The sequence below is a fragment of the Steroidobacter cummioxidans genome (assembly GCF_003104955.1).
Map to the genome: position 1 here is coordinate 33,052 of NZ_LSRW01000084.1, position 11,603 is coordinate 44,654.

Here is an 11,603-nt window from a genome sequence, read left to right on the forward strand (position 1 = left end):
CTGGTTCATCAGCGAGTGGAACAATCGACTACGGTAATCGTTGCCAATACGTCCAGTGCCATTCTGACCTCTGTATGCACAGTAGTGCTGCAACGCCTTCGGAAGTCGGCACGTGAATGGTGCGCAGGGGATTTGGGGGCGCGTTTCTTATCAGCAAAGTTAGTTTCCAGGTAGGTAGATTCTGTTTCGGAGTGCTTGCCTTCCTCGCAGAAACTTTATACCTTGCCCGCCGTTTCTGCGGTCTGTAGGACAACGCGTCAATACGGAATTTACGGACTTAATTCCGGCCATCCCGGAGGGGACGCGCACGCGAAGGCCGGCAGAAACGGGGGTTGTATGCCGAATGAGCATACGCATCGAACGACCACTAACGGTTGCGCACTAATCATGCGGGGTTGAGCCTTGAGCCCCGTATCTTATTTTTGTTGAGCTGCAAAGCATGCCCTACGCACCAGCCACGGACACGTCGTTTTTCACCCGCCGCGGTCTCGTCCTCGCAGTCATTGTTGGATTGCATGTCGGGATGTTCTGGCTGCTGAACTCCGGTCTTTCCCATCAGATCATCGATGTCGTGCTCGGCCCGATCGAGACCCGCATGATCGAAGAGGCGCCGAAGCAGGACGAGCCGCCGCCGCCGCCGCCGCCGAAGATCGAAACGCCGCCGCCGTTCGTGCCGCCGCCGGAGATCGACATCTCGATCACGCCGGACGCGCCGCCGACCAACGCGATTCAGCAGACCACCAACGTCCGGCCGACCGCGCCGCCGCCGGTGGCCGCGCCGCCAGCGCCGGCTCCGGTTCAGCGCACCGCGCCGAAGTCGGATACGCGCCGTCCGCTGACGCAGCCTGAATATCCACCTTCTTCGCGCCGTGCTGGCGAAGCGGGCACGGTCATCCTCGAGGTCTATGTGCTCGAGAACGGCCGGGTCGGCGAGGCCAAAGTCAAGCAGTCGAGCGGTTTCCCCCGCCTGGACGAAGCGGCGGTTCGCGAAGTGAAGCGGTCCTGGCGCCTGGTGCCCGGTACCGAGAATGGCAAACCGGTTCCGATGTGGGGGCAGTTCGCCGTCACATTCAAACTCACGGACTGAGGCGCGGGCTACGCGTGACATAAGGGCCTGCTACGAGCGGGCCCAGTAGACGGCAAGACTCCACCCACTGATTCAGGTCATTGATTTAATCGTAGAGGACATCGTTCCATGGCTCCGAACACCGAAAACGTCGAAAACCCCTTCGGCCTACAAGCACTCTGGGAGCAGGGTGGGGTCGTTGCGCACGGCACGCTGATCATCATGGTGATCTTGTCGCTTGCCTCCTGGTACATCATTCTCACCAAGGCATGGGACCAGCGCCGCCTGTTCAAGCAGTACAAGGAAGTCGAAAAGGGCTTCTGGACTGCCGGCAACATCCGTGACGGCGCCGCCAAGCTCACTGGCAAGGACAACGCGTTCCGCATGATGGTGGAAGACGGTCTGCGCGCCGCCCAGCATCACGAAGGTCGCCTGACCGACCAGATCCCGCTGCACGAGTGGATCACCGCGTCGCTGTACCGCACGGTCGATTCCATCACCAAGCGTCTGAACACCGGCCTGTCGATCCTGGCCACCACCGGCTCGACCGCGCCCTTCGTCGGTCTGTTCGGTACGGTGTGGGGTATCTACAACGCGCTGATCCAGATCTCCCTCGCCGGTCAGGCCTCGCTCGACAAGACCGCCGGTCCGATCGGTGAAGCGCTGATCATGACCGCCATCGGTCTGTTCGTCGCCGTGCCGGCCGTGTGGGGCTACAACTGGCTCCTGGGCCGTAACAAGGACATCATCGAGAAGCTGCGTTACTTCGCCTCGGACCTGCACGCCTACCTGGTGAGCGGCGCCCGCGTCGAAACCGGCCCGCTCCCGGCCGCTGCTGGCCGCGCTCCGGCCGCTGCCCCCGCCGCTGCGGTGACCCGTAAGTAATGTGAACGGCCCCGGGTCCACCTGATCACTCAGGTGCCGGGGCCTTCTCTATCGGAGCACGTTGATATGAGTTCATTTGAAGGCATGTTTGCTCCGGCTTCGTCGGACGCCGACGAGAAGGCCATGTCCGAGATCAACACGACGCCGCTGGTCGACGTCATGTTGGTGCTGCTGATCGTGTTCATGATCACCATCCCGGTGATCACGCATACCGTCCCGGTGGAGTTGCCCAAGGTCCGCAACGAGGCGACCAAGACCGCGCCGGAAAACATCACTATCGCGGTGAACAAGGATGGCCAGATTTTCTGGAGCCAGTCCCTGATCCCGGATACGTCAGCGCTGCTCGAGCGTCTGAAGGCCGCAGCTGTGCAGCATCCGCAGCCCGAAGTGCACGTTCGTGCCGACCAGGCCACGCGCTACGAGTACGTGGGCCGGGTGATTCTGACCGCGCAACGCGCCGGTATTCAGAAGGTCGGATTCATCACTGAGCCGGGCGCCAGCTCGCGCTAATCGCCGCGCTACTTAGAAGAGGTATTTGCCATGGCAATGAGTGTAGGCGGCGGTGGGGCAGACGAACCCATGATGGATATCAACACGACGCCGTTGATCGACGTCATGTTGGTGCTGCTGATCATGTTCATCATCACCCTGCCGGTGATGACGCACGCGGTGAAGCTGGACATGCCCCAGTCCAAGTCCAATCCACCGCCCACCGATGTGATTCAGGAGCCGATCCGCGTCGACATCGATTGGGACGGCAGCGTAGTGTGGAACGGCTCGCTGGTGCAGCTGGATCAGCTGGAAGGTTACTTCCGCGCTGAAGCAGCCAAGAACCCGCAGCCGGAACTGCACGTGCGTCCGGAGCGTCGCGCGAATTACGATACGGTGGCCAAGGTGCTGGCATTGGCCCAGCGCAATGGCATGCAGCGCATCGGCTTCGTTGGTAACGAACAGTTCATGGGCGAATAACTGAAAAACCCAGGAGCTGTTCAGCCCGGGTTCATCCCGGGGTGAGCGATGCCGTCGAATTGAAGCTCTTTGTGGCGGCGGGAGTCGAAACAATTCCCGCCGCCGACCGTTTGTAGTCGACGACTCACACAATTTCTGTAGCTTTACGGCCGTAGGGATGCGGTGGCCAGCGAATTTATGGCCGGGTCCATGGTCATAAAGACGAATGGTTGCACAGCACCGTCTCGAACGATTGAACGAATGAGTAGCTGTGGGTCGATTCGCGCCCTTTTGTTATAGATCGGGAAACCATATGACTCGAGTACGTAGTATTGCCGTCGCGATTTCTCTGGCCTTGGGAGCTGTGGTTCCCGCGGTGACTTTGCTGGCCCCCGCGGCGCAGGCCGCCGAGCAGCAGAACAAGATCACCACCAAGGCCGTCGCCGTTCCGCTCAAGGCCGCCCAAGAGGCGATGCAGAAGAAGCAGTGGGACACGGCCCTCACCGAGATCAAGAAGGCCGCCGCGGTCGACAAGAAGACCCCGTTCGAGGCCTACCAGATCGATGAATTCATGGGCTTCGTGCTGATTCAGCAGAAGAAGTTCGGTGAAGCCGCGCCGGTGTTCGAGCGCATGCTGAACTCCGGGCTGATGCCGCCCGAGCAGGTCGACGAGCGCACCAAGACCGTCGCCCAGCTGTACTTCCAGATGAAGGATTACAACAAGGCCGCGCAGTGGTCCAAGAAGTGGCTGGACAAGCACCCGAACACCGAGGACATGGGCATCCTGCTGGGTCAGTCGCAGTACTTGCTGAACGACTACAAGAACGCCGCCGATACCATGAAGAACGTGGTCAACAATGCCGTGAAGGCTGGCCGCAAGCCCGACGAGAACTGGATCCAGATCGTCATGAGCTCGTACTTCAAGATGCAGCCGCAGGACAAGAACGGCATCGGCGACGCGCTCAAGATCATGGTCCGTTACTATCCGAAAGCCGAATACTGGGAAAACCTGCTCGACATCTATCGCCGCAAGGAGAGCGGTGACCGCATCGCGCTCGGCTATTACCGCCTGATGAACGACGTGGGCATCCTCAAAGACAAGGGCGACTTCGTCGAAATGGCGCAGCTGTCGATCGATGCTGGCGTCCCTGGCGAAGCGCAGGCTGCCATGCAGAAGGGCATGGACACGGGCGTGCTGAAGGTCGCCGACAAGACCGAGCAGGGCCGTTATGACCGCCTGATGACCAGCGCCACCAAGCAGTCCGATCTGGACCGCAAGACCCTGGCTCAGCAGCAGACCGAAGCCGATAAGGCCGGCACGGGCCAGATCCTGGTCGGCCTCGGCCAGGCGTACCTGAGCTACGGCGAGACCGATAAGGCCATTGCCGCGCTGGAGAAGGGCATCGCCAAGGGTGGCGTGACCGATGCCGACGAGGCTCAGATCAGCCTCGGCATGGCTTACCTGAAGAAGGGTCAGAAGGACCAGGCTCGCGAGGCTTTCAAGAAGGCCGGCGGCAAGTTCAAGGACCTGGGCGAGTTGTGGGTCATTCGCACCCAGACTGCCTGAACGGTCAGCTGACGTAATGTCAAAAAGGCCCGGCCAAAAGCCGGGCCTTTTCGTTTTCAGCTAGAATTCGGGCCGCGAGCCCCCATGTCGCGTCCGTGAGCGAGCCCGAAGTGAGCGAATTCAAAGGCATCCCCATCGTCCGTAGCGGCGACAAGTACCGCACGCCGCAGGGCTTCAGTGCGATCAAGGACGGCATCAAGGCGTCCTCCCAGGCGGCTCCCATCGAGTTTGGCCGCAAGCCCACCTGGCTGCGTGCCCCGATGCCTGCCGGCCGGGCCTTCGACTCGGTCAAGAGCACCGTGAAAGAACACCGGCTCGCCACCGTCTGTGAAGAGGCCAAGTGCCCGAACATCGGGGAGTGCTGGAACGCCGGCACTGCCACCATCATGCTCATGGGTGCAGTTTGCACCCGTACCTGCCGCTTCTGTTCGGTCGATACCGGCAATCCGCATGGCTGGCTGGATGCCGAAGAGCCGGCCAACAGCGCCCGCACCGTGCAGCTGATGAAGCTCAAGTACGTCGTGTTGACCTCGGTCAATCGCGACGATCTGGCCGACGGCGGCGCGGCGCATTTCGCTGCGTGCGTGCGTGAGATCAAACGTCTCAATCCGAGCACCGCCGTGGAAGCGTTGACGCCGGATTTCCAGGGCGTGCTGGCCGATGTCGAAACGGTGGTCTCGAGCGGCCTCGAAGTGTTCGCACAGAACGTCGAGACCGTGCGTCGCCTGACACATCCGGTGCGTGATCCGCGCGCCAGCTACGAACAAACATTGGCAGTGCTCGGGCACGCCAAGCGGTTCCGTCCCGACGTGCTGACCAAGACCAGCTTGATGCTCGGCCTCGGCGAGACCGACGAAGAGATCGAGACTGCGATGGATGACATGCGCGCGGTCGGCGTCGACATTCTCACGCTTGGCCAGTATCTGCGCCCGACCCCAAATCATCTCGCCATCGAGCGCTGGGTCACGCCCGCCGAGTTCGAGCGTTACCGCGAATGGGCGCTGGCGAAAGGCTTCCTCGAGTGTGTGTCCGGTCCGCTGGTGCGATCGAGCTATCGCGCCGAGCGTGCGCTGGAAAGAAACAACGCGGGATTGAAGCCAGCCGTCGGCAATCCGTAATGCAACCTGAGTTGCGTTGGCTGGGGCGCGTCGAGTACGAGCCCACCTGGCGCGCGATGCAAACGTTCACCAACGAACGCGACGCCAGCACGCCCGACCAGATCTGGTTTCTCGAACATCCGCCGGTATTCACGCTCGGCATGAATGCCGCGCCGGAGCATCTGCTCGCGCCCGGCGACATTCCCGTTGTGCAGATCGATCGCGGCGGCCAGGTGACGTACCACGGGCCGGGACAGCTGGTGGTCTATCCGTTGCTCGATGTGAGAAGAGCGGGGCTCGGCGTGCGACAAATGGTGATGGCGTTGGAGAACGCGATCATCGATCTGCTCGCATCGTGGAACATCGAAGCAGTCGCGAAGCGCGACGCTCCCGGCGTGTATGTAAAGGGACGCAAAGTTGCCAGCATCGGGCTGCGGATCCGCCGCGGCAGCAGCTATCATGGCCTGGCGTTCAATGTTGCGATGGATTTGCAGCCATTCCAGCGCATCAATCCCTGCGGCTATCGTGGCCTGGAAGTCACCGATCTGCGCTCGCTGGGCGTGAACGCAAGTGTGCAGGAAGTTGCGGATGCACTATCGCCGCGACTGCTTGCATCGTTGCAGCTGACGCCGAGCGTCGGCTAGCGAACCAACATGCGAAGGTTCCGTCATGCGCGCAGTCGTCCTCAGCAGCTATGGGCCGCCTCCTGATCTTTCCGTAAAAGAGATTCCCGCACCGGCCTTGCAGCCGGGACACGTTCGCATCCGCGTGCACGCAGTGGGCTTCGGCTTTCCTGACGCGCTGATGGTCGCGGGCAAATATCAAGTCAAGCCGCAAGTGCCGTTCACGCCCGGGACTGAAGTTGCCGGTGTGATTACCGAAGTCGCAGCCGACGTCACAGAGTTCAAACCGGGCGCGAGAGTGCTGGCGATGGTGGGACAGGGCGGTCTCGCTGAAGAGTGCATTGCGCCTTCACATGCACTGATTCCGTTGCCTGCATCGATGAGCATGGCTGCGGCCGCGGGCTTTCTCGTCAACTACGGCACGACGTATCACGCACTGGTGCAGCGAGCAAACATTCAGCCCGGCGAAACATTGCTGGTGTTGGGCGCGGCCGGCGGCGTTGGTTTGACCGCGATCGAAATCGGCAAAGCGTTGGGTGCTCGCGTGCTGGCGGCGGCGAGCACGCCGGAGAAGTTGGAACTGGCGAAGCGTCATGGCGCGGACGCGGTGTTCAACTACACGCAGGACACGATCAAAGCGAAAGTGATGGAGTTCACCGGCGATCGTGGTATCGATGTCGCATACGATCCGGTGGCGGCGGACTTCGCCGAGCAGGTCGTGCGCTCGATGGCCTGGAACGGCCGTTACCTGGTGATCGGCTTCGCCGGCGGCAAGATTCCGGCGATCCCGATGAATCTGCCGCTGCTCAAAGGCTGTTCGCTCGTGGGTGTCTTCTGGGGCGCCCACACGCGCAAGGAGCCGGCGCTGCACGCGTCCAATCTGCAGGCGCTGTTCGAGTTGTTCGAGAGCGGCAAGATCAAGCCGCATGTCACGGAGCTGGAGGGATTGGAGCGCTTCACGGCAGCGCTCGATGTCTTGAATACGCGGCGCTCGACGGGGAAGGTGGTGATCCGCGTCGCGGCGGATTGAGCGCTCGCGTTATAGCACCACCATCACTCGCTCGTGCGCGGTGAGCTCGCGGTACAAATCATCCAGCTGTTGTTTGCTCTGCGCCGTAAACGTGCACGTCAAGCTCAGGTAGCTGCCGCTGCTGCTGGGGCGCTCTTCGATGTTGCCGGGCTCGATCGGACCGGCGTGCTTCTGCACGATGCCCAGCACGATGCTGCGAAAGTCGTCGGTACGGCGGCCCATGACTTTCAGGGGAAAGTCACAGGGGAACTCGAACAGGGTGTCAGGCGGAGTGCTGGTGTCGCTCATAGGAGGTCGATATGCGGCCAGGGCGGCGCCAAGTCAAGCCGCAATTCACCGCCCAGGCGTGTCGGCTGGCGTGTCAGCCAGTTGCTGGCGCAGCTGGAGGAAAGAATCCGCCATGCGCAGCCATGCCGGGCCCGGGCGCCCCGAGCCGATCGGTGCGCCATCGACGCGCGTTACGGGTAGCACGTCGCGGGTCGCGGCGGAGATCCAGACCTCATCCGCGGCTCGCAATTCTTCGAGCGCGATACTCCGAATCTCGATGGGCATGACATTGGTCGCAAGCGACAACGCCGCGTCGCGAGTCGTGCCCGGCAGAATGCGATGACTGTTCGGGGGCGTAATCAGCACACCGCCCTTCACGATGAACACGCTGCTCGACGAGCCTTCCAGCACCTGGCCATCGCGCACGATGAGTGCCTCGCTGGCGCCTGCGTCTGCGGCTTGCTGTTTCATCAGCACGTTGGCGAGCAGCGAGGTGCTCTTGATGTCACATCGGCCCCAGCGAAAATCTTCCAGCGTGATCGCAGACAAGCCAGTCGCACGCTGCTCATCGGTAAAGACGGGCATGGGCGAAGCCATGACGAACACAGTGGGTTTGACCACAGCGGGGAACGCGTGATTGCGGCCATACTCCATGCCGCGGCTCACCTGCACGTAAATGTATGAATCGCTGCCGCCGCCGTTGAGTGCGATCAGCTGATCGAGAATCCCGCGCCACTGTTCGTGCGTGTGTGGATTCTCCAGGCGGATCTCACGCAGGCTGCGGGCCAGGCGATCGAAGTGCTCCCGGAATAGAAACATCCGGCCGCCGAACACCGGCAGCACTTCGTAGACGCTGTCGCCGAACAGGAAACCGCGGTCGAGTGGCGAGATTCGGGCATCGCGCAGTGCTAAGTACTCGCCGTTGAGATAGCACTGCGGCAATGGGTCGGGCATGGGAGTTGCGTCAGTTCATCCAGAGTTTCACGTTGTCGACCAGTCGGCCAAAGATACCAGCCTGCGGCACTTCGGTGGTCGGATGCAGCGGGTACGTGCCAATGACCTTGTCACCCAAGGTAATGCGCAGCTGGCCGGCAGCATTGCCGGGCGACAGCGGTGCAAGCAATGGATCCGGTACATCGGCAGCGGCGGACAGCAGCTTTTCCTGGCCACGAGGAATGGTGACGTAGACGTCGTCGACGACGCTGAGCGGTACTTCATTCGCTTCACCCTTCCAGACCTTGACCGTCATCACTGGCGACTTGTTCGCGTACAGCGGACGTGTCTGATAGAAATTGAAGCCATAGTTGAGCAGTGCGGAGCTGGCATCTTCACGCGCACGCACCGTCGGCGAGCCCAGCACGACCGACACGAGACGCATGCTGTCACGGCGCGCGGAGGAGACGAGGCAGTAACCGGCCGATCCGGTGTGACCGGTCTTCAGACCGTCGACGCTCGGATCGCGGTCCAGCAGACCGTTACGATTCGGCTGCGTGATCTTGTTCCAGGTGAACTGGCGCTGCGAATAAAACTTGTAGTAGTCCGGATACTCCTTGATCAGCGCACGCGACAGGACGGCGATGTCGCGAGCCGTCGTGTAGTGCTCGGGGCTGGGCATGCCCGGGCTGTTCTGGAAGTGCGTGCTCGTCATGCCGAGCTGCTGCGCATATTGATTCATCAGATCGACGAACACCGGCTCGCTACCGGCGACGTGCTCGGCGAGCGCCACGGTCGCATCGTTGCCCGACTGCACGATCATGCCTTGAATCAGATTCTCCACGCTGACCTGCGTGCCCACGTCGACGAACATGCGCGAGCCATCCTGCGAGCGCGCGTAGGCGCTGATCGTCACCATGTCCGTCATTTTGATGCGGCCATCCTTGAGCGCATGAAACACCGCATAAGCCGACATCAGCTTGGTGAGGCTGGCGGGCTCCAGGCGCTCGTTCTCATTGCTGGCGGCGAGTGTCTGGCCGCTGGCGTAATCCAGCAGGATGAAACCGCGAGCCTGCACTTGCGGCGGCGCTGGGATCGGCGGCGGCATGAGGCCAGGGGCGGTGGTGCCTGCTGTGGCATCGGACAGCGGCGCCGCGACGGCCCGCTCGATGGCCGGTGCGTTGGAATCTGAACAAGCGGCCAGCGACAATGCGAGCGCCAGCGGTGCGGTGAGTTTCAGCAGGGGGACGGGCTTGCTTGCAGGCATGGTGACGTTCGAGCGGAGGGCGAGGCGGGGCGGATTCTACCCATCGCGTCGCTCGAAAAGCAGGCGAATTGTGGCAATCGCGTGCCCCAGCGATCGCGGGGCACGGCGCGCGCGCTTATAAATTAATTGGCGGCGAGGCGCGCGTCGGGGAAGCCCAGCATGCGCAGCCGCTTCACCACTTTATCGAATTCATTGACGCTCGGAATCGGACCGACGTGCACGCGGTACAGCGTCTTGCCTTCTACCTGAGCCTGACGCACGAAGGCGTTGTCGATCCCCTTGGAATGCAGCTGCCCGAGCAGCTTGGAGGCGTTGGCTTCGGTGGCGAACGCGCCTGCCTGAACATACAAATCCGACGTGGCGGCCGGTGCTGGTGGCGGCGCGTTTTTTTCCATCGGCGTGAGCGCGCGCACTTCGACGAATACCGTGCCAGCCTTGAGCATGTCGAGCTTGGCGGCCGCGGTGTAAGAAAGGTCGATGATGCGACCTTCCTTGAAGGGGCCGCGATCGTTCAGCCGCACGACCACGTGTTTGCCATTGCTCAGGTTGGTGACTTGAACATAGGCCGGCAGCGGCAGCGTCTTGTGAGCTCCGGTCATTGCGTACATGTCGTAACGCTCGCCGTTGGAGGTGCTGGCGGCATGGAAGCCCGGGCCGTACCACGAGGCCACGCCGCGCTCGACATAGCCGTCGGCGCTGTTGAGCACGAAGTAGCGTTTGCCGAGTACGTCGTAGAACGCTGGATTGCCACGAGCCGATTTCGGCTCGGCGCGAGGCACGGGATCAGGAATGCTGTCTATATCCGCCGGAATGGGCGAGGGCGACGGCAGCGGCGGATGTTTGGGCGGCTGGATCACGGACGGCGTCGAGCAGCCGGCGACGACCAATGCCAATGTGAGAGGGAGCCAGTTCGATGTCGAGGATCGCCACGCTCGCGTCCTCATCTTTCGGTATCCCTCATAAAGTTCTGAATGGCCTCGCCCAGGTCATGTACAGCCATGGCATACATCGGACTGCGGTTGTACCGAGTGATCACATAGAAGTTGTTGAAGCCGACGCGGTACAGCGGGCCGTCCTTGCCCTGGCCGACGACCAGCATGGCAGGAGTGCCCGGCGGCAGCTCGGTCTCGAACTTCACGCCCTTGTCGCGCAATGATTGCACGGTCTCGTTCAAAGCCAACTTGATGTCGAATCGCGACAGGTCGGGGTCCTTCAGGGTCGCATCGACGACCACCTGCTGGCCGTTCACCCAGCCGTGCTGCACCAGGTAGTTGGCGATCGAGCCGACCACGTCGTCCCAGCTGTGCCACAGATCGCGATGGCCGTCGCCATCGCCGTCTACCGCCCATCTGCGATAGCTGGAGGAGATGAACTGAGCCGCCCCCATGGCGCCTGCATACGAGCCCAGCGCGGTCGCTGGATCGACTTTCTCCTCGCGCGACAGCAACAGGAATTCCCGCAGCTCGCCGAGGAAGAACTCGCCACGCGGCGGATAATCGAAGCCCAGTGTCACCAGCGCATCGAGCACTTTGTAGCGCCCGGTGATGCGTCCGAAGGAAGTCTCGACGCCGAGGATGCCGACGACGATATCCGCCAGCTGCGGGTCGGGGATCTGCTTGAGCTTCTCGCCGTGGCCGAGCCAGAAGTCGGCGCCTTGATTGATGCGCCTTTCGGTGAGGAAACGATCGCGATATTCATGCCACGGCACGACGCGCTCGGCGGGCCGGCTGATGGCATCGAGAATCGGTTGTTTGGTCTCGGCACTCTTCAGCAGCGCCTCGAGCTTGGCTTTCTCGAAGCCGTGCTCGCGGGTCATGGTGTCGATGAAGGTGCGGACTTCAGGGCGCTTGGTGTCGAAGGCCAGCGCAGGCAACGCGACAGCGGACAGGAGCAGGGGCGTCAGGGACAGCAGATTCAATC

The 11,603-nt window shown here is 62.0% G+C and carries 13 protein-coding genes; 8 read left to right on the plus strand and 5 right to left on the minus strand.

Translation table 11 applies throughout. The annotated features are described in order from the left end of the window. Positions 1 to 439: 439 nt before the first annotated feature. The 8 genes from D0550_RS29380 to D0550_RS29415 all read left to right on the plus strand — a co-directional run bounded on the left by D0550_RS29380 (position 440) and on the right by D0550_RS29415 (position 7,216). The gene (locus D0550_RS29380; RefSeq protein ID WP_116812757.1) at positions 440 to 1,087 is read left to right on the plus strand and encodes an energy transducer TonB; all 648 of its coding nucleotides are present in this window, start codon (positions 440 to 442) and stop codon (positions 1,085 to 1,087) included. Between the two features lie 108 nt (positions 1,088 to 1,195). Continuing rightward, a complete protein-coding gene (locus tag D0550_RS29385; protein ID WP_116812758.1) occupies positions 1,196 to 1,951 on the plus strand; it encodes a MotA/TolQ/ExbB proton channel family protein in 756 nt (251 codons plus the stop codon). A 66-nt stretch (positions 1,952 to 2,017) separates the two neighbouring features. Continuing rightward, positions 2,018 to 2,461 carry an ExbD/TolR family protein gene (locus D0550_RS29390; protein WP_241520960.1) on the plus strand — a complete coding sequence of 148 codons (444 nt, stop codon included), beginning with the start codon at positions 2,018 to 2,020 and terminating at the stop codon, positions 2,459 to 2,461. 30 nt (positions 2,462 to 2,491) lie between these two features. Further along, positions 2,492 to 2,920 (plus strand): ExbD/TolR family protein, encoded by a 429-nt coding sequence (locus D0550_RS29395; RefSeq protein ID WP_116812760.1) that lies wholly within the window; start codon positions 2,492 to 2,494, stop codon positions 2,918 to 2,920. Between the two features lie 292 nt (positions 2,921 to 3,212). Beyond that, positions 3,213 to 4,466: a tetratricopeptide repeat protein gene (locus D0550_RS29400; protein WP_116812761.1), complete on the plus strand. Its 1,254-nt coding sequence runs from the start codon at positions 3,213 to 3,215 to the stop codon at positions 4,464 to 4,466. Between the two features lie 110 nt (positions 4,467 to 4,576). Next, positions 4,577 to 5,584 (plus strand): lipoyl synthase, encoded by a 1,008-nt coding sequence (gene lipA / locus D0550_RS29405; RefSeq protein WP_116812783.1) that lies wholly within the window; start codon positions 4,577 to 4,579, stop codon positions 5,582 to 5,584. Beyond that, positions 5,584 to 6,207: a lipoyl(octanoyl) transferase LipB gene (gene lipB / locus D0550_RS29410; protein ID WP_116812762.1), complete on the plus strand. Its 624-nt coding sequence runs from the start codon at positions 5,584 to 5,586 to the stop codon at positions 6,205 to 6,207. Before lipA ends, lipB begins: the two co-directional genes overlap by 1 nt. A gap of 25 nt (positions 6,208 to 6,232) precedes the next feature. Then, positions 6,233 to 7,216 carry an NADPH:quinone oxidoreductase family protein gene (locus D0550_RS29415; RefSeq protein WP_116812763.1) on the plus strand — a complete coding sequence of 328 codons (984 nt, stop codon included), beginning with the start codon at positions 6,233 to 6,235 and terminating at the stop codon, positions 7,214 to 7,216. A 9-nt stretch (positions 7,217 to 7,225) separates the two neighbouring features. On the opposite strand, the gene D0550_RS29420 is transcribed toward D0550_RS29415, so the two are convergent. The 5 genes from D0550_RS29420 to mltB form a co-directional block, all read right to left on the minus strand. Next, positions 7,226 to 7,504: a YbeD family protein gene (locus D0550_RS29420; RefSeq protein WP_116812764.1), complete on the minus strand. Its 279-nt coding sequence runs from the start codon at positions 7,502 to 7,504 to the stop codon at positions 7,226 to 7,228. A 45-nt stretch (positions 7,505 to 7,549) separates the two neighbouring features. Further along, on the minus strand, positions 7,550 to 8,437 hold the full coding sequence (locus tag D0550_RS29425) for a D-amino acid aminotransferase (protein ID WP_116812765.1): 888 nt from the start codon (positions 8,435 to 8,437) through the stop codon (positions 7,550 to 7,552). Positions 8,438 to 8,447: 10 nt separating this feature from the next. Continuing rightward, on the minus strand, positions 8,448 to 9,683 hold the full coding sequence (locus tag D0550_RS29430) for a D-alanyl-D-alanine carboxypeptidase family protein (RefSeq protein WP_116812766.1): 1,236 nt from the start codon (positions 9,681 to 9,683) through the stop codon (positions 8,448 to 8,450). Between the two features lie 122 nt (positions 9,684 to 9,805). Beyond that, positions 9,806 to 10,627: a septal ring lytic transglycosylase RlpA family protein gene (locus D0550_RS29435; RefSeq protein ID WP_116812767.1), complete on the minus strand. Its 822-nt coding sequence runs from the start codon at positions 10,625 to 10,627 to the stop codon at positions 9,806 to 9,808. After that, entirely contained in the window at positions 10,624 to 11,601 is a 978-nt protein-coding gene (mltB, locus tag D0550_RS29440) for a lytic murein transglycosylase B (protein WP_206606611.1), read from the minus strand. The genes D0550_RS29435 and mltB overlap by 4 nt, the downstream gene beginning before the upstream one ends. Between the last annotated feature and the right edge of the window lie 2 nt (positions 11,602 to 11,603).